The sequence below is a fragment of the Streptomyces sp. NPDC004435 genome, assembly GCF_042873895.1.
Taxonomy (GTDB): domain Bacteria; phylum Actinomycetota; class Actinomycetes; order Streptomycetales; family Streptomycetaceae; genus Streptomyces.
Genome location: NZ_JBIAMB010000017.1, coordinates 13,636 through 34,591 on the forward strand (window position 1 = coordinate 13,636; position 20,956 = coordinate 34,591).

General features: G+C 74.4%; 14 protein-coding genes. 5 read left to right on the top strand and 9 right to left on the bottom strand.

Features of this window, described 5'->3' with window-relative positions:
- Nucleotides 1-24 precede the first annotated feature (24 nt).
- A complete protein-coding gene (locus ACFYT9_RS27500) occupies nt 25-1,602 on the bottom strand; it encodes an alpha/beta hydrolase (RefSeq protein ID WP_376604609.1) in 1,578 nt (525 codons plus the stop codon).
- Nucleotides 1,603-1,873: 271 nt separating this feature from the next.
- Nucleotides 1,874-2,368 carry a MarR family transcriptional regulator gene (locus ACFYT9_RS27505; RefSeq protein ID WP_387277796.1) on the bottom strand — a complete coding sequence of 165 codons (495 nt, stop codon included), beginning with the start codon at nt 2,366-2,368 and terminating at the stop codon, nt 1,874-1,876.
- Between the two features lie 102 nt (nt 2,369-2,470).
- On the opposite strand from ACFYT9_RS27505, the gene ACFYT9_RS27510 reads away from it, so the two are divergent.
- A complete protein-coding gene (locus ACFYT9_RS27510) occupies nt 2,471-2,857 on the top strand; it encodes an HGxxPAAW family protein (RefSeq protein WP_389168320.1) in 387 nt (128 codons plus the stop codon).
- A gap of 68 nt (nt 2,858-2,925) precedes the next feature.
- Here the strand turns inward: ACFYT9_RS27510 and hemG are convergent, their stop codons facing one another.
- From hemG to ACFYT9_RS27540, 6 genes are read right to left on the bottom strand one after another with little or no spacing between them, the layout of a single operon-like run.
- The gene (hemG, locus tag ACFYT9_RS27515; RefSeq protein WP_389168322.1) at nt 2,926-4,281 is read right to left on the bottom strand and encodes a protoporphyrinogen oxidase; all 1,356 of its coding nucleotides are present in this window, start codon (nt 4,279-4,281) and stop codon (nt 2,926-2,928) included.
- Complete coding sequence (locus ACFYT9_RS27520; RefSeq protein ID WP_389168323.1) at nt 4,269-5,462, bottom strand: TIGR04053 family radical SAM/SPASM domain-containing protein; 1,194 nt, start codon at nt 5,460-5,462, stop codon at nt 4,269-4,271. The genes hemG and ACFYT9_RS27520 overlap by 13 nt, the downstream gene beginning before the upstream one ends.
- The gene (narI, locus tag ACFYT9_RS27525) at nt 5,459-6,181 is read right to left on the bottom strand and encodes a respiratory nitrate reductase subunit gamma (RefSeq protein ID WP_387277788.1); all 723 of its coding nucleotides are present in this window, start codon (nt 6,179-6,181) and stop codon (nt 5,459-5,461) included. The genes ACFYT9_RS27520 and narI overlap by 4 nt, the downstream gene beginning before the upstream one ends.
- A complete protein-coding gene (gene narJ / locus ACFYT9_RS27530) occupies nt 6,181-6,816 on the bottom strand; it encodes a nitrate reductase molybdenum cofactor assembly chaperone (RefSeq protein WP_389168325.1) in 636 nt (211 codons plus the stop codon). The genes narI and narJ overlap by 1 nt, the downstream gene beginning before the upstream one ends.
- Nucleotides 6,813-8,345 carry a nitrate reductase subunit beta gene (gene narH / locus ACFYT9_RS27535; RefSeq protein ID WP_389168326.1) on the bottom strand — a complete coding sequence of 511 codons (1,533 nt, stop codon included), beginning with the start codon at nt 8,343-8,345 and terminating at the stop codon, nt 6,813-6,815. The genes narJ and narH overlap by 4 nt, the downstream gene beginning before the upstream one ends.
- Before the next feature lie 3 nt (nt 8,346-8,348).
- Nucleotides 8,349-11,996 carry a nitrate reductase subunit alpha gene (locus ACFYT9_RS27540; protein WP_389168328.1) on the bottom strand — a complete coding sequence of 1,216 codons (3,648 nt, stop codon included), beginning with the start codon at nt 11,994-11,996 and terminating at the stop codon, nt 8,349-8,351.
- A 138-nt stretch (nt 11,997-12,134) separates the two neighbouring features.
- Between ACFYT9_RS27540 and ACFYT9_RS27545 the strand changes: the two genes are divergently transcribed.
- Nucleotides 12,135-12,875 (top strand): YwiC-like family protein, encoded by a 741-nt coding sequence (locus ACFYT9_RS27545; protein ID WP_389168330.1) that lies wholly within the window; start codon nt 12,135-12,137, stop codon nt 12,873-12,875.
- A 168-nt stretch (nt 12,876-13,043) separates the two neighbouring features.
- On the opposite strand, the gene ACFYT9_RS27550 is transcribed toward ACFYT9_RS27545, so the two are convergent.
- Complete coding sequence (locus tag ACFYT9_RS27550) at nt 13,044-15,695, bottom strand: lysylphosphatidylglycerol synthase domain-containing protein (RefSeq protein WP_387277779.1); 2,652 nt, start codon at nt 15,693-15,695, stop codon at nt 13,044-13,046.
- 141 nt (nt 15,696-15,836) lie between these two features.
- Between ACFYT9_RS27550 and ACFYT9_RS27555 the strand changes: the two genes are divergently transcribed.
- The 3 genes from ACFYT9_RS27555 to ACFYT9_RS27565 all read left to right on the top strand — a co-directional run bounded on the left by ACFYT9_RS27555 (nt 15,837) and on the right by ACFYT9_RS27565 (nt 20,933).
- Nucleotides 15,837-16,274, top strand: a complete 438-nt coding sequence (locus ACFYT9_RS27555; RefSeq protein ID WP_389168332.1) for an MGMT family protein — start codon at nt 15,837-15,839, stop codon at nt 16,272-16,274.
- A 314-nt stretch (nt 16,275-16,588) separates the two neighbouring features.
- Nucleotides 16,589-19,999 (top strand): ATP-dependent helicase, encoded by a 3,411-nt coding sequence (locus tag ACFYT9_RS27560; protein WP_389168333.1) that lies wholly within the window; start codon nt 16,589-16,591, stop codon nt 19,997-19,999.
- A gap of 157 nt (nt 20,000-20,156) precedes the next feature.
- The gene (locus tag ACFYT9_RS27565; RefSeq protein WP_389168335.1) at nt 20,157-20,933 is read left to right on the top strand and encodes a hypothetical protein; all 777 of its coding nucleotides are present in this window, start codon (nt 20,157-20,159) and stop codon (nt 20,931-20,933) included.
- Nucleotides 20,934-20,956 lie beyond the last annotated feature (23 nt).

Sequence of the window (20,956 nt, forward strand, 5' to 3'; positions counted from 1 at the left end):
GGCTCTCGCGGGCGGCGCCGCCCGCTACTTGCAGACGGTGCCGGAGGCGGGGACCTTGCCGTCGAGGAGGTAGCCGTCGACGGCCTTCTTCACACAGGCGTTGCCGCCGTTGTACGCGCCGTGGCCCTCGCCCTCGTACGTCAGCTCCACGCCGACGCCCTTGCCGAGCGCCTGCACCATCGCGCGGGCCCCCTCGTACGGGGTCGCCGGGTCGCCGGTGTTGCCGATCACCAGGATCGGCGCGGAGCCCGGCGCGGACACGTCCGGGTGGTCCCAGGCGCCCGGCACCGGCCACTGCGAACAGCTCGACAGCGCCCAGCCCATGAAGTCGCCGAAGACCGGGGACGCCTCGCGGAACTGCGGCAGCCGCTCCTTGGCCTGGCCGAGGGTGTAGCGCTCCTTGAAGTCGACGCAGTTGATGGCGGCGTTGGCGGCCTGGATGTTGCTGTAGCTGCCGTTCTCGCCGCGTCCGTTCATGGAGTCGGAGAGGGCGAGGAGGAGGGCGCCGTCGCCGCCGTCCGCGGCCTCCAGGCCCTGCTCCAGATAGGGCCAGAACTCCTTCGAGTACAGCGCCTGGGCGATGCCGTTCGTGGCCTGGGTCTGGGTGAGCTTCCGGCTGCCGATGCCGGTGATCGGCTTCTCGTCGAGCGAGGCGAGGAGATCGGTGACGCCCTCCTCGACCTCCGCGACCGTCGCACCCGGCAGGGCGCACTCGTCGCCCCGGTCCACACAGTCCTGCGCGAAGTTGTCCAGCGCCAGCTGGAAGCCCTTCGCCTGGCCCAGCGCGCCGTCCTCGACGCCCGCGTCCGGGTCGACGACCGCGTCGAAGACGGCCCGGCCGACCCGCTCCGGGAAGAGGTGGGCGTAGACGCCGCCGAGCTCCGTGCCGTACGAGATGCCGAAGTAGTGCAGCTTGTCGTCGCCGAGGACCTGGCGCAGCAGGTCCATGTCCCGGGCCGCGTTCTCCGTGCCGACGTACGGCAGGACGGGGCCGGAGTCCTTCTCGCAGCCCGCCGCGTACCTCTTCTGCGCGTCGGACAGGGTCCGCTCCTCCGCCAGGTCGTCCGGGGTGAAGTCCAGCGCGTAGTAGGCGTCCAGCTCCTCGTCGGTCATGCACTCCACCGGCTCGCTGCGGCCGACGCCGCGCGGGTCGAAGGAGACGAGGTCGTAGCGGGAGCGGAGGGTCTCGTACTCCGTGGCGAACCCCGGCAGGGCGGTGACGCCGGAGCCGCCCGGGCCGCCGAAGTTGAAGACGAGGGAGCCGATGCGGCGGGCGTTGTTCTCGGCCCGCGCCCGGATCAGCGCCAGCTCGATCGTCTCCCCGTCCGGCTTCGACCAGTCGAGCGGGGTCGTCAGGAACGCGCACTCCCACGGCGTGCCGCCGGGCAGCGGCGTCGGCGCGGATCCACCGCCCTCCGCCGCGGACGGCGGCGGGCACGTGTCCCACTCCAGCTGCTGCTCCGTCAGCGCCGAGAGGCCGCCGGTGCCGGAGGGGCGGGCGGCCGCGGAGCTGTCGTCGCCGTCGTCCGAGCAGCCGGCCGTCAGACAGAGGACGGCCGAGGCGGTGAGGAGGGCGGTGGCGCGGGCGGGGGAGATCGGCATGCCCCCATGCTCGTGCCCCCCGCCCACCCCCGCCCGCGACGCACGCCCAAGCGGGTGTCCCCGGCCCCGTGGGCCCGCGTCGGCCCGGCGTCGGCCCGGGTCGGCCCGGGTCGGCCCAGGTCGGTCCCGGGTGGGCCCGCGCCGCCCCTCGTCGGTCCGCGCCCGTCCGCCTCGCGGCGCCCGTCTCACCACATGGAGCCCCCGGCGCCCCCGGCGCCCCCGTCGCCCCCGGCGCCGGACGCGAGTCCGAGTGCGTCCGGGGCGACGGGCCCTACTCGGTCCCCTCCGGCGCGGTGCGGCCGCGGAGGGTGTCGAGGTGGGCCCGGGCCGCCTCGGCGGCCTGGGTGAACCAGTCCGCGATCACGGCGGTCTCCTCGGGGGAGTAGCGGGCGAAGATCTGCCCGAGCCGCTCGTAGAAGGGCTGGTACAGCTCGGTCAGGCGCGTGACGGCGGCCGGGTCGGCGACCACGCGGACCCGGCGGCGGTCGCCGGGGTCGGGCACCCGGCGGGCGTATCCGGCCTTCTCCAGTCGGTTGAGGACGCCGGTCACCGCCCCGGTCGTGAGGTTGGCCCGCTCGGCGAGGTCACCCGCGGAGAGCGGTTCCGCTCCGGCGCCGAGCACATGGCCCAGGCAGGTGAGGTCGGTCACGTTCAGGCCGAGTGCCTGGGCCACCTCCTGCTGCCCGATCAGGCCGAGCGCCACATAGGTGTCCATGCGCGAGATCGCCTCGGCGGCGGTGGCCGGAGGCCGGCTCTTGCCCTGCACTCAGATACTCCTTACGGTCTAAGATACTTAGCTCGTGAGATAAAAGATCTCGGGCGAGCCTCCTCGTCCTCATCCTGCCTTCCCCCACCCCCAGGAGCCCCCATGAGCGCACACGGCGACGTCGACCTCGGCCACACCCTGGCCGGCTGGACCGGAACCGCCCTCGCCACCCTCGGCTGCGCGGTCCTCGGCCTGGCCCTCTGCCTCGGCTCGGCCGCGGCGGGAGGGCTCGGTACCGCCCTTCTCGCCGCCGCCGCCCTCGTCACCTGGCTGCTGCACCTCGCCGGCTGGGGCAAGCCCTCCGGTCCCCGCCCCCCGGACCAGTGGGACTGGCGCGTCCGCGACACCACGGCCAGGACCGGCCACCCGGACTGCCTCGGCTGCCGGCTCGCGGGCCGGCGGGCGGCCACCGCGCACACCCCCGGGCCGGACACCACCGAGCCCGCCTCGGCGCCTCCGCAGGCGCGGGCCGCGACCGTCCGCGCGTGACGGCGTGCGGGGCTCCGGTGACGGGCACCCCGGGAGGCCCGGCACCCCGGGTCCCCGGGGGGCCCGGTTCAGCAGGAGCCCGCCGCCGCCCCAGCCACCCCCGCCGCCCGCAGCCCCGACGCCACACAGGCCGCCACGCCCACGCCCTCGTACGCCGCCCCGCACAGGACCAGCGAAGGGAGCCCCGCGACGGCGGTGCGCGCGCGGTCCACCCGGGCGGCGTGACCCGTGTCGTACTGCGGGAGGCCACCGGCCCAGCGGCTGACCCGGGTCGCGACGGGCGCGGGCAGCGGGCCGACCGCCGCCCGCAGATCTCCGAGGGCCGCGGCGACCAGTTCCGGATCGGACGCCGACAGGACCGGCGGTCCGCCCGCCCGGCCCAGTGAGGCGCGGACGACGCACGGGCCGCCGGGCGGGAAGGCCCACTTCCGGGACAGCAGCGTCGCGGCCTTGATCGTGCGGCCCTCGACCGCGGGGACGAGGAAGCCGTTCCCGGGCGGCAGCGCCGCCTCCGTCCCCGGCGGGAAGGCCAGCGCCACCACCGCCGTGTCCGCGTGCCGGATCCCGGCCAGCGCCTCCGCCGCCTCCGGCGCGAGCCCCGCGAGCAGCGGCGCCGCCGCGTGGGCGGGGAGTGCGAGGACCAGCGCGTCGGCGGCCAGGGAGCCGGTCGCCGTCGCCACCCGCCACTCGCCTCCGGCCCGCCGCAGCCCGGCGACCGCCGTACGCGTCACGATCCGCGCCCCGGACGCCCGCGCGACCGCCTCCGGGAGGCGCCCGGTGCCGCCGGCCACGCCCCGCACCGCCGCCCTGGGCGGCCGCGCGGGCCGGTCCCGCAGCGCCGCGAGCAGCGAGCCGCCGCGTCCGGCGAGCGCGGCCACCGGCCCGAGCGCGGAGCGCAGCGAGAGGCGGTCGACCTCACCCGCGTACACCCCGCCGAGGAGCGGCTCGACGAGCCGGTCGACGGCTTCCCGGCCGAGCCGCCCGGACAGGTACTCCGCGACGGAGGGGTCGCCGTCCGGCAGCGGCGGCGCCGGCAGCCGCTCCTCCTCGCGCAGCCGCGCCAGGCCCGCCTCCGACAGCAGCCCCGTGCCGTCGAGGGCCGCCGGGTCCGGCGGCACGCCCATCACGTGCCCGGGCGGCAGGGCCCGCAGCGCGCCCCGGCTCCACAGCGTGACCGGCCCGGGCGCGGGGTCCCGCAGGTCCCCGCCGAGGCCCACCGCCTCGGCCAGCTCCACGGCCTCGGGCCGCAGCGCCATCAGCGACTCGGCGCCCTCGTCGACGGGGACGCCCGCCAGCGGGGTGGTGCGCAGCTTGCCGCCGATCCGGTCGCCGGCCTCCAGGACGGTCACCTCGGCCCGCCCGCGCAGCGACCACGCCGCCGCGAGGCCGCTGACGCCGCCGCCGATCACGATCACCCGGCGCATGCCAGGACCTCCCGCAGTTCGTCCTGGTGGGGGAAGGAGCCCGGCCGGTAGGCGCACCACGGGTCCGCGGCGAGCGGGTCGCCGGTGACCGCGTACGCCCGGGAGCGCGAGCCCCCGCAGACCCGCGCGAACTCGCACGCCCCGCATCTCCCGCCCAGCCGTTCCGGGTCGCGCAGGGACCGGAAGAGCTCCGACTCCCGGTAGATGTCGGGCAGTCCGCGCTCCTTCACGTTCCCCGCCGACAGCGGCAGGAAGCCGCTCGGATGCACCTCGCCGGTGTGGGAGACGAAGACGAAGCCGCGCCCGGAGGAGACGTCCATCGGAGGGCGGCGCGCGGTCCGCCGCTCGCCCTCGAACAGGCCCAGTTCGCCGGCCCGCGCGGTGAGCCGCGCGTGCAGCGGGCCGAGGGCCGGCCGCTCGCCGCGCCGGTCGAGCACCGCCCGCTGAAGGGCGACCCGCCGGAAGTGGTGGCCCTCGGTGGTCTTCACCGGCATCCGCGCGCCGAGGTCGTACAGGAAGTGCAGCACGTCCTCGCACTCGGCGGCGGTGAGCGCGTCGAGCGCGCCCGCCCGGCCGGTGGGCACCAGCAGGAAGCCGGACCAGAGCATGGCGCCCTCGCGCCGGACGAGCGCGGCGAGGTCGGCGAGGTCGGGCAGGCTGTGCCGGCCGACGGCGGTGTTGATCTGCACCTTCAGGCCGAGCTCGCGGGCCGTCCGCCAGCCGTCGAGGGTGAGGTCGAAGACGCCGGGGACCCCGCGGAAGGCGTCGTGGCGGGCGGCGGTCGACCCGTCGAGGGAGAGCGAGAGGGCGACCGCCCCGGCGTCCCGGATCCGTACGAGGTGGTCGCGGTCGAGGGTCGGCGTCCCGGACGGCGAGACCGCGACCCGCAGCCCGATCGAGGTGCCGTACGCGACGAGCGCGGCGAGGTCGGGCCGCTGGAAGGGGTCGCCGCCGGTGATGACGAAGAGCGGGGCCGGCTTCCCGAAGGAGGCGATCCGGTCCATCAGACGGCGGGCCGCCGGGCCGTCCAGCTCGTCGGGGTGCCGGTCGGGCACCGCTTCGGCCCGGCAGTGCAGGCAGGCCAGCGGACAGGCCCGGGTGGCCTCCCAGATGACGAGGAACGGCCGCTCGTCCACCGGCTGCCGGGGCCGGCGCACGAGGGTCCTCGGGGCGCCGCTCACACCCGCTCCCAGCCGCGCTTCGGCTCCCGGCCGGCGATCCGGCCGGGGCGCCGGCGCCGGTAGACGACGAACGGACGGAAGAGGTACCGCACCGGCACCGCGAACATGTGCACGAGCCGCGAGTAGGGGACGAGCGCGAAGAGCGCGAAGCCGAAGAGGACGTGCAGCTTGAAGGCGAGCGGCGCGCCCGCCATCAGCCCCCAGTCGGGGCTCAGCGCGAAGAGCGACCGGAACCACACCGAGACGCCCTCGCGGTAGTTGTAACCGTCCGTCGCACCCGTGGAGTTGAGGACGGTGGCGAGGATCCCGAGGGCCATCGCCCCGAGCAGCACCGTGTACATGAGGTGATCGCTCTTCAGCGTCGCCTTCCGCACCGCGGTCACCCGCGTCCGCCGGTACACGAGGATCCCGATGCCCGCGGCGGCCGCCGCACCGGCGACGGCGCCGGTCGAGACGGCCATCAGGTGGTAGGTGTGGTCGCTGATCCCGAGCGCGTCGGTCCACTCCATCGGGATCAGCAGTCCGACCACGTGCCCGAGGACGACGAAGAGCATCCCGAAGTGGAAGAGCGGCGAGCCGATCCGCAGCAGCCGCGACTCGTGCAGCTGGGAGGAGTGGGTGGTGATGCCGAAGCGGTCGTGGCGCCCGCGCCAGACCGTCCCGGCGACGAGCAGGGCCACCGAGACGTAGGGCAGCACGCCCCACAGCAGCAGATCCATCAGACCGGGGTCCTTTCGGCGCGGTGCGTGGTCGGCCAGGGCAGTTCGACGCCCGGACCGAGGGGTTCGAGTCCGACGAGCTCGCGCGGCGGCCCGGACCGCGCCAGCGCCCTCGCCTCCTCCCTGGTCTCGGGGGAGGGCCCCGGCAGGGTGCCGCAGACCGCCTCCAGGGCGCGGGCGTACGGGGTGCCGGCGGCGACCAGCGCGAGCCGCAGCAGCTCCAGGCCCGCCCGGTGCTCCTGGAGCAGGGCGGTGCCGGGCTCCTCGTGGAGGGCGGCGAACTCCAGGGCGGCGGGCAGGAAGTCGGGCAGCTCGTCGCTGTCGAACTCCAGGCCGTGCTCGCGGTAGGTCCGCTTGATCCCGACCAGGGAGAGGCCGCGCCGCCGGGTGTCGCCGTCGGTCCACCAGGTGAGGTAGAGGCAGCGGCGGTTGCGGGTGTCGAAGGTGTCCGTGTAGTGCGCGGCGAGGTCGAGGAGCGGGGTCCGCTCCAGGTGGCCGAGGAGGTCCCGCACCCCCTCCGCGCCCGGCACGCCCGCCACGGCCCGCAGCAGCAGCGGGAGTTCCTCGTACAGCCGCTCGTCCGGGTAGGTCAGGCAGCGCGCCGCCACCAGCCGCACCACCGCGTCCGGGGTCATGAACTCCTCCTCGTGCGTCCCAGGTTGAGCAGGACCCGGCTGCCGTCGGCCGCCTGGTCGGCGACCGGGCAGCCCGCGTCGGGCTCCAGCGGATGCGCGTCGGCGAGCGCGTCCGCGTCGGCGCGCGCCGCCGTGGGGATCACGTACCGGTCCTCGTACTTGGCGATGGCGAGCAGCCGGAACATGTCCTCCATCTCCTGCCCGGTCAGCCCGACCGCCGCCGCGACGCCCTCGTCCCTGTCCTCGCCGAGGTTGACCGCCCGCATGTAGGAGCGCATGGCCGCCATCCGGCGCAGCACGGCCTCCACGGGCACGGTGTCGCCCGCGGTCAGCAGCTCGGCCAGGTACTCCACCGGGATCCGCAGCGCGTCGATCGCGCCGAAGAGGTTCCCGGCGTCCTCGCCGTCGCTGCCGGTGGCGGCGACCGCGTCGACGACCGGGGAGAGCGGCGGCACGTACCAGACCATCGGCATCGTGCGGTACTCCGGGTGGAGCGGCAGGGCCACCTGATAGGTGGCGATGAGGTCGTACACGGGGGAGCGCCGGGCCGCGTCCAGCCACTCCTCGGTGATCCCGGAGGCCCGTGCGGCGGCGGCCACGGCCGGGTCGCGCGGATCGAGGAAGCACTCCAGCTGGGCCGGGTAGAGGTCGTGTTCGTCCTCGACGGCGGCGGCCTCGGTGACCTTGTCGGCGTCGTACAGCATCACGCCGAGGTAGCGCATGCGGCCCACGCAGGTCTCGGAGCAGACCGTCGGCATGCCGACCTCGACGCGCGGGAAGCAGAAGGTGCACTTCTCGGCCTTGCCGGTGGCGTGGTTGAAGTAGACCTTCTTGTACGGGCAGCCGGTGACGCACATCCGCCAGCCCCGGCACCGGTCCTGGTCGACGAGGACGATGCCGTCCTCCTCGCGCTTGTACATGGCCCCGGACGGGCAGGAGGAGACGCACGCCGGGTTGAGGCAGTGCTCGCAGATCCGGGGCAGGTAGAACATGAAGCTCTGCTCGAACTCGAAGCGGATCCTCTCGCCGACCCGCGCCCGGACCTTCTCCACCAGCGGGTCCTTCGGGCCGTGCTCGGGGGCGCCGCCGAGGTTGTCGTCCCAGTTCGGGCCCCACTCGACCTTGTCGAGGGGTTCGCCGGTGAGCTGGGAGACGGGCCGGGCGACCGGAAGGTCGTCACCGGCGGGGGCCTCGGTGAGGTTCTTGTACTCGTACGTCCACGGCTGGTAGTAGTCGTCGAGCTCCGGCAGCTCCGGGTTGGCGAAGATCTGCCCGAGCCGCTTCAGCCGCCCGCCGGCCCGCAGCCGCAGCCGCCCCGAGCGGGTCCGCTCCCAGCCGCCCTTCCACCGCTCCTGGTCCTCCCAGCGGCGCGGGTAGCCCTGCCCGGGGAGGGTCTCCACGTTGTTGAACCAGACGTACTCGGTGCCCCGCCGGTTGGTCCACGCCTGCTTGCAGGTGACCGAGCAGGTGTGGCAGCCGATGCACTTGTCGAGGTTCATCACCATCGCCACCTGTGCCATGACGCGCATGGGTCAGTACTCCACCTTCTGGTCGCGGCGGCGGATGACCGTCACCTCGTCGCGCTGGTTGCCGGTCGGGCCCAGGTAGTTGAAGGCCCAGGTCAACTGGGCGTATCCGCCGACGAGATGGGTCGGCTTGAGCATCACGCGGGTGAGCGAGTTGTGGATGCCTCCCCGGCGTCCCGTCTTCTCGGTCCTGGGGACGCCGACCGTGCGCTCCTGGGCGTGGTTCATGTAGACCGTGCCGGCGGGCATCTTGTGGGACACGATCGCGCGGGCGGTGACCACGCCGTTGCGGTTGACCGCCTCGATCCAGTCGTTGTCGCGCACCCCGATCGCCTCGGCGTCCTGCGGCGACATCCAGACCGTCTGCCCGCCCCGGCCGAGCGTCATCATGTAGAGGTTGTCCTGGTACTGGGAGTGGATCGCCCACTTGTTGTGCGGGGTGAGGTACCGCACGGCGACCTGGCGCCCGTCGGTGGAGCCCAGCCGCGGCTCCCCGTACAGCCGGTGCATGTCCAGCGGCGGCTTGTAGACGGGCAGCGCCTCGCCGACCTCGTGCATCCAGTCGTGGTCGAGGAAGAAGTGCTGGCGGCCGGTGAGGGTGTGCCAGGGCTTGAGGTGCTCGGTGTTGACGGTGAAGGCGGTGTAGCGGCGTCCGCCGGACTCGCTGCCCGACCACTCGGGCGAGGTGATGACGGGGACGGGCCGGGCCTGGGTGTCGGCGAAGGTGATGCGCTTGCCCTCGGCCTCCGCGGCCAGGTGGGCCATCTCCTGTCCGGTGCGCCTCTCCAGCTTCTCGAAGCCCTGGGTGGCGAGCCGTCCGTTGGAGGTGCCGGAGAGGGAGAGGATCGCCTCGCAGGCCCGCGGTGCGGTGTCCAGGCGCGGACGTCCGTCCGCGACACCGCCCCTGACCAGGCCGTTCTTGGCGCCGAGGTAGGCGACCTCCTCGTCGACGTCGAAGGTGATCGCCTTCGTCGTCACCCCGAGCCGGTCGACCAGCGGCCCGAGCGCGGCGAACTTCTCGCCCACGGCCCCGTAGTCCCGCTCGACCACCGTCAGGTTGTACATGGTGCGCCCGGGGACCGGCTCGCACTCGCCCTTCGACCAGTCGAGCGCCACCCCGCCGGGCTGCGCCATCTCGCCGCCCGGGGTGTCGTGCTGGAGGGCGGTCGCGACCAGGTCCCTGCGCACCCCCAGGTGGTCCTTCGCGAGTTCGCCGAAGCGGCGGGCGAGGGCGTGGAAGGCGTCGTAGTCGGAGCGGGCCTGCCACGGCGGGTCGACGGCCGGGGTGAAGGCGTGCAGGAAGGGGTGCATGTCCGTGGAGGACAGGTCGTGCTTCTCGTACCAGGTCGCGGCCGGGAGCACGACGTCCGACAGCAGCGTCGTGGACGTCATCCGGAAGTCCATGGCGAGGAGCAGGTCGAGCTTGCCCTCGACGTCGTCCTCCCGCCACCGCACGTCCCTCGGGGTGCAGCGCGGCCCGTCCTCGGGGAGGTTGGAGTGGGTGCCGAGGAGGTGCTTGAGGAAGTACTCGTTGCCCTTGGAGGAGGAGCCGAGGAGGTTGGCCCGCCACACGTTGAGCACCCGGGGCCAGTTCTCCGGCGCGTCCGGGTCCTCCCCGGCGAAGCCGAGCGTCCCGTCCTTCAGCGCCTTCACCGTGTCGGCGACCGGGTCGTCCTGGGCGCCGAGCTCCAGCGGGTTGCGGTCGAAGGTCGGGTACGAGGGCATCCAGCCCATCCGCGCGGAGGCGGCCAGGCAGTCGGCGCCCGTCATGCCCGCGAAGCGCCCGGCGCCGAGCGGCGAGGCCAGCGACTCGGCGGGCAGGGTGTCGTAGCGCCACTGGTCGGTGTGGAGGTAGAACCAGCCGGCGCCGATCATGTGCCGGGGCGGCCGGCCCCAGTCGGAGGCGCTCGCGAGGGTGGCCCAGCCGGTCACCGGCCGGCACTTCTCCTGGCCGACGTAGTGGCCCCAGCCGCCGCCGTTGCGGCCCTGGCAGCCGGTGAGCGTGAGCAGGGCGAGGAAGGCCCGGTAGATCGTCTCGGAGTGGAACCAGTGGTTGGTGCCCGCGCCCATGAGGATCATGCAGCGGCCGCGCGAGCGTTCGGCGGTGTCCGCGAACTCCCGTGCCACGCGCGCAGCCTGGGCCGCGGGGACCGAGGTCAGGGTCTCCTGCCAGGCGGGGGTGCCGGGCTGCGAGGCGTCCTCGTACGACTCCGGCCACGCGCCCGGCAGGCCGGGGCGCCCGACGCCGTACTGGGCGAGCAGCAGGTCGTACACGGTGGTGACCAGGGGCCCGTCCGCGGAGAGCCGGCGCACCGGCACGCCCCGCCGCAGCACCTCGCCCTCCTCGTCGAAGCGAGGCAGCACGACCTCGGCGGACCCGCCCTCCTCCAGGAGGGAGAGCCGGGGGCGGACGCCGCCGAGGTCGAGGTTCCAGTCCGGCTCGCCGCCGGTGCCCCAGCGGTGCCCGAGGCTGCCGTTCGGGACGACCGGCTCGCCGGTGGCGTCGTCGACGAGGACGGTCTTCCACTCGGCGTTCTCGACGTCCTGGCCGAGGTCGGCGGCGGTCACGAACTTGCCCGGGACGAGACCGTGCCCGCTCTCCTGGAGGGTGATCAGGAAGGGCAGGTCGGTGTAGGTGCGCACGTACTCGGAGAAGAAGGGCGTCTCGCGGTCGACGAAGAACTCCTTGAGGAGCACGTGCCCCATCGCCAGGGCGAGCGCCCCGTCCGTCCCCGGGTGCGGGTGCATCCACTCGTCGGCGAACTTGGTGTTGTCGGCGAAGTCGGGGGAGACGGTGACGACCTTCTGGCCCCGGTAGCGGGCCTCGGTCATCCAGTGGGCGTCGGGCGTGCGCGTCACCGGCACGTTCGAGCCCCACATCAGCAGATAGGCCGCGTCCCACCAGTCGCCCGACTCCGGTACGTCGGTCTGGTCGCCGAAGACCTGCGGGGAGGCCACCGGCAGGTCCGCGTACCAGTCGTAGAAGGAGAGCATCGGCGCGCCGATGAGGGAGTGGAAGCGGGCTCCGGCCGCGTGCGAGGCCATCGACATCGCCGGGATCGGGGAGAAGCCGGCGACCCGGTCGGGGCCGTGCTCCTCGATGGTGTGGACGTGCGCGGCGGCGGCGATCTCCACCGCCTCCTCCCAACTCGCCCGCACCAGGCCGCCCTTGCCCCTGGCCTGCTGGTAGGTGCGGCGGCGGACCGGGTCGCGCTGGATGTCGGCCCAGGCGAGCACCGGGTCCTTCAGGCGCTTCTTCGCCTCCCGGTACATCGCGAGGAGGGTGCCCCGGACCAGGGGGTGGCGGACCCGGGTGGGGGAGTAGCTGTACCAGGAGAAGGAGGCGCCGCGGGGGCAGCCGCGGGGCTCGTACTCGGGCCGGTCGGGGCCGACGGAGGGGTAGTCGGTGGCCTGGGTCTCCCAGGTGATGATCCCGTCCTTGACGTACACCTTCCACCGGCACGAGCCGGTGCAGTTGACGCCGTGGGTGGAGTACACGACCTTGTCGTGGCTCCAGCGGTCCCGGTAGAAGGACTCGCCCTCGCGGCCACCGGTGCGGTGCACCGTCCGCAGGTCCCCGGAGACCTCGGAACGGGAGAAGAACCTCCCCGCTCGGAGGAGGATCTCGGCGGCGTCCGGCTGCTCCTGCTGCACGTCAGGCTCCTTCACGACGAAGCGTTCAGCAGCCTGAGCCTAGGCCGGGCGAATCGGCCCGAAGGGGGGTCAATGGTCCCGTACGGGCGTGACCAAATCCCGCATTTGTCCCGGGGGTCGGTGTGTGAGGCTGGTCCGGTGAGCACTCCGAGACGGTGGATACCGAACCAGCACGGGGCCTGGGCGATGCTCGCCGTGCCCTACCTCGCGGGCGTCCTGACCGGCTCCCCGGCCTGGATCCAACTCCCGGTCTTCCTGGCGTGGTTGCTCGGCTACTGCGCCGTCTTCCACGCCGAGCAGTGGGTACGGCTCCGACGCGCCTCCCGCAACCCCCGGGCAGCCGCACGCCACACCCGCCCCGCCCTCGTCCTCGCCGCCGCCACGGCCGCCCTCGGACTGGTCCCGCTGGTGGCCGAGCCCTGGCTCGGGGTCGCCGCGGTTTTGATGGCGCCCTTCCTCGCGGTGAACGTCCACTACGCCCGCCGCAACAGGGAACGGGCGCTCGTCAACGGCCTCGTCGCCGTCGTCCCCGCCTGCGGGATGCTGCTCGTCGCGCTCCGGCTCGGCGGCGGCACGGTCGCCCAGGGCCTCGCCCCCGCCGCCGCGTGCCTGCTGTACTTCGCCGGCACCGTCCCGTACGTGAAGACGATGATCCGCGAGCGGAGGTCCGCCGCGTACCGGAAGGGCTCGGTCGCCTACCACGCGGTCGCGCTGGTGGCGGCGGCCCTCCTGGACCCGTGGCTCGCCGTCCCCTTCGCCGTCTACCTCGCCCGCGCCGCCGCCCTCCCCGGCCGGGGACTCAGGGTCCCGGTGGTGGGAGCCGTCGAGGTCGGCTGCTCGCTGCTGCTGCTCGGCTTCCTCGCCGGCGTGTACGGCTGACGGCTAGGGCCTGTCTGACAATTCCCGTCGGGTCCGGCCCGCCCGGCACGCACGCTCGCCGCACGGCCGAAATGCCCGAGTAGCTCCGCTACAAGGGCACCCCGGCCGCACGCCGATCGCACGCACCGAACGACCCGGCCTGATCCGACGCCAATTGTCAGACAGGCCCTACAGCGCTCCGCGCTTGGTGAGCCAGTTGAAGCAGAGCCAGCCGGGCAGGACCGGCAGCCACAGGGTCAGCAGACGGTAGAGGAGCACCGCCGGGGTGGCGACGTCGATGGGCAGGCCCACCGCCAGGAGCCCGCCGATCAGCGCGGCCTCGACGGCGCCGACACCGCCGGGCGTGGGGGCCGCCGAGCCGAGCGCGTTGCCCGCCAGGAAGACGACGGCCACGCCCGCGAGGCTGATCGACACGTTCCCCTGCCCGAAGGCGCGGATCGACGCGTCCAGGCAGAGCACGAACACACCGGTCAGCAGCAGCATCCCGCCGATGCCCGTGACCAGCTTCATCGGCCGCTGGAGCACGTCCAGCATGCGCGGCACCACACCCGCGAAGAGCGACCTCAGCCGGGTCGCGACGAACTTCCGCATGAACGGGATCGCCGTCATCACCAGGACCAGCACCGCCACCGTCAGCAGGCCGGCGATGACCGTGCGCGACGGCGTGAACGACTGCGACTTCTCCGTCCCGGTCAGATAGCCGAAGGAGAGCAGCAGCAGGATGTGCGCCCCGAGCCCGAACAGCTGCGAGGCGCCGACGCTCGCCACCGCGAGCCCCGGGCGCACCCCCGCGCGCTGGAGGAAGCGGGTGTTCAGGGCGACACCGCCGACCGCCGCCGGGGCGACGATCTTCACGAACGAGCCGGCGACCTGCGCCACCACCGTCCGCCAGAACCCGACCCGCTCCGGCACGAAGCCGAGCAGGCTCATCGCCGCCGCCACATAGCTGAGCGCGGAGCACAGCACGGCGACGGCCACCCACCGCCAGTCCGCCTCGCTCACCGTGGACAGCGGCGTGCGGGCGATCTGCGACAGCAGGAAGTACGCGGCGACCGCGCCCGCGATCAGCGAGATCAGCGTCCGCGGCTTGATCCGCTCCAGCCGCACCGGCTCCACCGGCGCCTGCGGCCGGATCAGCAGCACCTGCCGGCGGATCTGCGCCAGCAGGTCCTCCTCGCGGGCCTCGTCCAGGGCCTCGTCGAGCGCCCGCTTCTCCGCCTTCTTGTCCGCCCGCTTCTCGGCCTTCTCGGCCTTCGGGTCGGCGCCCGGCGCCGGAAGCCCCGCGTGGGCCGCCGCCTTGGCCTCCGCCCGCTCCCGCTTCGCCGCCTCGGAGGCCTCGAGCACCGCCTCCCGCTCCCGCTGCGAGCGCTCCCGCGCCAGCTTCCGCAGGGTGGCCCGGGTCGACCGGCTCAGCGCGATCGGCTGGAGCAGCGGCAGACAGCCCGCCACCGCGTCGGGGCCCAGCACCTCCACGGCCGCCGCCACCGTCCGCTCCGCCCCGACCCGCAGGCCCAGGGTGGTGAGGAACTGGGCGATGTCCATCCGCAGCACCAGATCGCCGGCCGCGATCTCACCGCCGCGCAGATCCGTCAGGAAGACCCTGCCGGAACGATCCACCAGGATCGCGTCCCCCGACAGCCTGCGGTGCGCGATCCGGCGCGACTGGAGCGCCTTCACCTGCCGCCACGCGCTCCGCGCCAGCTCGTCGGTGATCTCGGAGTCGTCCAGCGAGTCCAGGCTCCGCCCGCCGATGTGCTCGTACACGAGCATCACCGCGTCGGGACCCAGCTCGGAGGTGGCGATCAGCTTCGGCGCGTTCGCCCCGGCCGCGATCGCCGCGTACGCCAGCAGCGCCTCCTGCTCCAGCGCCTGCCGGAGCGAGACGATCGACCGGCGGGTGGTCACCGTCCGCAGGGTGATCCGCCGCCACAGCCGGTAGAAGAAGCCGTGCGCCTGCTGCTCCCGGTCGACGACGGTGACGTCGAGCGGCGGGCCCTCCTCCAGGCTCACGATGTACCGCCGGCCCCGGTCCCCGCTCTCCGCGGTCTCCGGGACCTCCTCGGCGCGCAGCGCGGTCACCGGCCGGAAACCGACCCGGCGCAGTCCGGCCAGCAGGGTCTGACCCGTCGGACGGACGTTCGGCGAGCCGACCGCGTACAGCGTGCCGTAGGCCACCGTCCAGCCGATCAGCACGGTGAGGATGATCGAGAAGGCGGTCGTGTAGCCGGCCACCAGCATGGTGAACGCGTCGAGCAGCAGCACCGTCCAGAGCGAGAACCGCCAGCGCGGCCGGCGCGCCATGCCGACGGCCGTCATGTACGCGATCACCGGCGCGAGGTAGTTGTGCACCGGGTCGGTCAGCCCGCCGCCGCTCGCCGCCTGGGTCAGCGCGTCCTTGATGGTGTCCGGCGCGGCCTTCGCCACCCACAGGTCGATCGCCAGCGTCACCCCGTGGGCGAGGACGGCCGCGAGCACGCCGTCGGCGATCCGCAGCCCGTCCCGTTTCACCAGCCGCTCGATGGCGAACGCCACCGGCAGCACCAGGATGGCGATCGACGAGACCAGGCCGGCGATCTTGACGAAGACGTCGGGCGCGCCGACGGCCCCCTTGTTGATGTCCTGTTCGAGACCCGAGGTGGTGGCGTGGGCGAAGGCGGCGATGGCGAGGACGACGGCGATGGCCAGCAGCCCCGCCAGCAGACGCATCAGATCGGAGGGCCGGTGGACACGGGCGGCGAGCAGCGGCTCGTCGCCGGAGACCCGCTCGGGCACGTCGGGCCGAGCCTCACCGGGAGGCTGAGTGTCCTGACCCATCACCATGTCCGTCTCTGCGTGTCCTGCTGCTTCTGCCGCTTGCGTCTGTCGCTGTTGATCTCGTATCACCGGTCACCGCCCGGACGATGGTGGCACGAAGAGCCGCCCCGCGGAGGCATCGGTGCCATGTCGGTGCGGTGAGGCAGGATGTGCCGGATGAGCCTGGAGGGACCCGTGGGACGGACCGGACCGAGCGGAGCGGCAGGCTCCGGAGCAGCGGAGGGAGCACTTCCGGCCTCCACGGAGAGCGAGCTCCCCGCGTACGCGGAGGCGGTGCTCGACGTGGCCGACCGCATCCCGCCGGGCCGGGTGATGACCTACGGCGACGTGGCCGAGTGGCTCGGCGAGGGAGGCCCCCGCCAGGTCGGCCGCGTCATGTCCCTCTACGGCGGCTCCGCCCCCTGGTGGAGGGTGGTCCGCGCCGACGGCACCCTGCTCCCCGGCCACGAACTGCGCGCCCTCGGCCACTACCGCGACGAGGGCACCCCGCTGCGCGAGCGCGGCCCGGCCGCCGAGGGACACGTACCGAGGATCGACATGCGCCGCGCCCGGTGGGACGGCTCCGGCGGCGACGCCCCGGCCTGAACCGCGCGGCACCCGGCCGGCGCCGGGCGTGCGGGATCTCACACACGCCCCGCGGGCCCCCGCCGTCCCGGCGGCGGCCGCGGTCCGGGCCGTCCGGTCCGTCCGGTCCGGGAGACCGGGGCCCGCCGCGGTCCGGATTCGCGTACCGTCGACGGGCGTGCCGCACACGGCGCCGGACACGGCGGGGACACGGACCGCGGTACGGAGACGGGCACGCGCGCGTGCCGGGACCCGTACCCCCGTCCCCCCAGCGGTCACCGGCGCCGCCCGCGACACCGGCACCACATCACCATCGACCAGGACCGGCCAACCACGTGAGCTCCTCCTCCACCACCCGGCCGACGCCGCCGCACCGGGGACAGCCGTACCCGGGCGCGGGCAGGCAGCGGACCCCCGGCGCGTACCGGCTGGTGCGCACGGCTCCGGCCCCGGTGGATCCCCCTCAGCTGGACGCAGCGCAGCGGGCGGTGGTTGAGCACGACCGGGGACCGCTCCTCGTCCTCGCCGGACCCGGCACCGGCAAGACGACGACGCTGGTGGAGGCCGTCGCCACCCGCATGGAACGCGGCACCGACCCCGAGCGGATCCTCGTCCTCACCTTCAGCCGCAAGGCCGCCGTCGAACTCCGCGACCGGATGGCCACCCGCCTCGGCGGCCGGCGCCCGCCCCAGGCCACCACCTTCCACTCCTACTGCTACGCCCTCATCCGGGCCCACCAGGACGCCGAACTCTTCGCCGAACCGCTCCGGCTGCTCTCCGGCCCCGAACAGGACCTCGCCGTCCGCGAGCTCCTCGCCGGCCAGATCGACCTCGAACGGACCGGGCTCGGCGGGGTCCGCTGGCCCGACGAGCTCCGCGCCTGCCTCACCACCCGCGGCTTCGCCGACGAGGTCCGCGCCGTCCTCGCCCGCTCCCGCGAGCTCGGCCTCGGCCCCGGCGCGCTGCGCCGCTTCGCCGAGCGCGTCGGCCGCCCCGACTGGAAGGCCGCCGCCGGCTTCCTCGCCGAGTACCTCGACGTCCTCGACCTCCAGGGCGTCCTCGACTACACCGAGCTGGTGCACCGGGCCGTCCTGCTCGCCGAGCGGGTCACGCTCCCCGGGTACGACGCGGTCTACGTCGACGAGTACCAGGACACCGACCCCGCCCAGGTCCGGCTGCTGACCGCCCTCACCGGCGGCGGCCGGAACACGGTCGTCGCCTTCGGCGACCCCGACCAGTCGATCTACGCCTTCCGCGGCGCCGACGTGAACGGCATCCTCGACTTCCCCGCGGCCTTCGGCGGCGCCCCCGTCCGCGTCCTCGGCACCTCCCGCCGGGCCGGCGCCGAGCTCCTCGCCGCCACCCGGCAGCTGACCCGCCGGATGCCGCTGACCCGGCTGCCCGCGGCCGCGGTCCGCGCCCACCGCGAGCTGACACCGGTACGGGACGGGGGCCGGGCCGAGGCGTACACGTACCCCACCGCCTCCGCCGAGGCCGAGAACATCGCCGACCTGCTCCGCCGCGCCCACCTGGAGGACGGCGTCCCCTGGCACGCCATGGCCGTCCTCACCCGCGCCGGCGCCGTCCTCCCCGCGCTCCGCCGCGCCCTCACCTCCGCGGGCGTCCCCGTGGAGACCGACGCGGCGGACACCCCCCTGCGCCACGAACCGGCGGTCTCCCCCCTGCTGCTGGCCCTGCGCGCGGTGGCCCAGTCCGCGGGCGGCGCGGTCGCGGGTGGCCCGGTCGCGAGTGCCCCGGTCGCGAGTGGCCCCGCCGAGCCCGCCCAGGCCGAGCCGGCACAGGCCGAGTCCGCCCACGCCGCGTCCACGCAGGCCGAGCCGCCCGCCGAGGCCCCTCCCGCTGAGGCGAGCGCGTGGCTGGACGTCCAGACCGCCCTCGAACTCCTCGCCTCGCCCCTCGCCGGCATCGACCCCGCGGACCTGCGGAGACTCGGCCGCGCCCTCCGCGACGAGGCCCGCGCCGCGGGCGACAGGCTCCCGCCCCCCTCCGACGTCCTGCTCGCCCGCGCCCTCGCCGAGCCCGAGCGCCTCACCGCGCACGACCCCGCGTACGCCCGCGGCGCCCAGCGGCTCGGCCGGCTCCTCCAGGAGACCCGCGCGCTCCTCGCCGCCGGCGGCACCGCCGAGGAGGCCCTGTGGGTGCTCTGGAACGGCACCCCCTGGCCCGCCCGCCTGGAGCGCGCCGCCCTCCGCGGCGGCCCCGCGGGCCGCAACGCCGACCGGGACCTCGACGCCGTCTGCGCCCTCTTCGAGACCGCCGCCCGCGCCGAGGAGCGGCTCGGCGGCCGAGGCGTGCTCAACTTCCTCGAAGAGCTCGACGCCCAGGACATCGCCGCCGACACCCTCACCCGCCGGCACACCCGCCCGGACGCCGTCCGCCTGATGACCGCGCACCGCTCCAAGGGCCTGGAGTGGAGCCTCGTCGTCGTCGCCGGCGTCCAGGAGGGCCTCTGGCCGGACCTGCGCCGCCGCGGCTCCCTCCTCGAAGCCGACCGCATCGGCCGCGACGGCCTCGCCGAGCCGCTCACCCCCGGCGCCCTCCTCGCCGAGGAGCGCCGGCTCTTCTACGTGGCCGCCACCCGCGCCCGCGACCGGCTCGTCGTCACCGCCGTGAAGGCCCCCGCCGAGGACGGCGACCAGCCCTCCCGCCTCCTCACCGAACTCGGCGCCGAACCGAAGGAGGTGCCGGGCCGGCCCCGCCGCCCGCTCGCCGTCTCCGCGCTCGTCGCCGAGCTGCGCGCCACCACCGTCGACCCGGACGCCTCGCCCCTGCTCCGGGACGCCGCCGCCCGCCGCCTCGCCGAACTGGCCGCCCTCGCCGACGAGGACGGGCAGCCGATGGTCCCGGCCGCCCACCCGGACCGCTGGTGGGGCCTCCACGAGCCCACCCGCTCCGCCGTGCCGCTGCGCGACCGCGACCGGCCCGTCGCGCTCTCCCCGAGCGCCCTGGAGAACCTCGCCGCCACCTGCTCGCTCCAGTGGTTCCTGGGCCGCGAGGTCAAGGCCGCCGAACCCGCCTCCGCCGCCCAGGGCTTCGGCAACGTCGTCCACGTCCTGGCCGACGAGGTCGCCTCCGGCCGCACCCCCGCCGACCTCGACGTCCTCATGGCCCGGCTCGACACGGTCTGGGACGCGCTCGCCTTCGACGCCCCCTGGAAGTCGGAGCAGGAGAAGGGCCACGCGCGCGTGGCCCTGGAACGGTTCCTGCGCTGGCACGTCATGGACCGCGGCGGCCGCACCCCCGCCGCCTCCGAGCACGGCTTCGACGTCACCCTGGAGGCGGGGGAGTACCAGGTCCGCATCCGCGGCTCCATGGACCGCGTGGAGACCGACGAGGAGGGCCGCGCGTACGTCGTCGACTTCAAGACCGGGAAGTCCGCCCCCACCCGGGACGAGGTCGCCCACCACCCGCAGCTCGCCGTCTACCAGCTGGCCGTCCGCGAAGGCGCCCTGGACGGCGTCCTCGACGGCCGCCGCCCCGAACCGGGCGGCGCCGAACTCGTCCAGCTCCGCCAGGCCGCGCCCAAGAAGGAGGGCGGCGACGTGCTGCCCAAGGTGCAGGCCCAGCAGCCGCCGGAGGGGGAGTGGGTCGGCGACCTGCTCGCGACCGCCGCCGGCCGCGTCCTCGACGAGCGCTTCACCCCGACGACCGGTCAGCACTGCGCGACCTGCTCCTTCCGCGCCGCGTGCAGCGCCCGGCCCGAGGGCCGCCAGGTCGTCGACTGAGCGAGTGACGCGGGTCACGTTTCCGTTTGCGCAGCCTTTGTCCACCCCCGTTCACCGTCCGTTGCGTGCCACCCCATAAGGTCTGCGTGAAGAGAACCTGTGAATATTCGCTTTCGAACACATCGAAGGCGCGTCGAACACGCTGAGGAGTACGTGCATGAGGGCCAACCGGAAGCTCTGGGCCGCGACGACGATCTGTCTGACCGCCGTCATCGGTCTCACGGGCTGCGGCAAGGGCGACGACAAGGCCGCCGACCCCTTCGCGGGCGTCTCGGCCGACGACATCGCCAAGAAGGCCGTCGAGGCGACCAAGGCCGCCACCTCCGTCCACATGAAGGGCGAGGGCAAGAACGACGGCAAGGACATGACCCTCGACTTCAGCGTCGACGACAAGGGCAGCTGCCAGGGCACGATGTCCGCCGGCGCCGAGGGCAAGGCCGAGGTCATGCGCACCGGCGGCTTCACCTACATGAAGGCCGACGACGCCTTCTACAAGAGCACCGGTGGCGAGGAGGGCGCCTCCGCCGAGGAGGGCGCCGCCATCGCCGCCCTGCTCAACGGCCGCTGGATGAAGATGCCGGCCGATGACGCGGACTCCAACGACCTCGGCGAGTTCTGCGACCTGAAGGCGATCTTCGCCGACATGGACAAGGAGACCGAGACCACCGGCCTCACCCGTGAGGCCGACGCCGACGTCGACGGCACCGCAGCCGTCGTCCTCAAGAGCAAGGCGGACAAGAAGGGCGAGACCACCACGCTGTACGTGGCCAAGGACTCCGCCAAGCCGTACATCCTCCGCTCCGTCACCGCCGGCGGCGAGGAGCCCGGCTCGGTCACCCTCAGCGACTACAACAAGCCGCTGACCGTCACCGCCCCGCCCGCCGACCAGGTCATGGACCTGGAGGCGCTCATGAAGGCCGGCGCCGGCAGCTGACCCCCCGGCCGAGTAGCGACCAC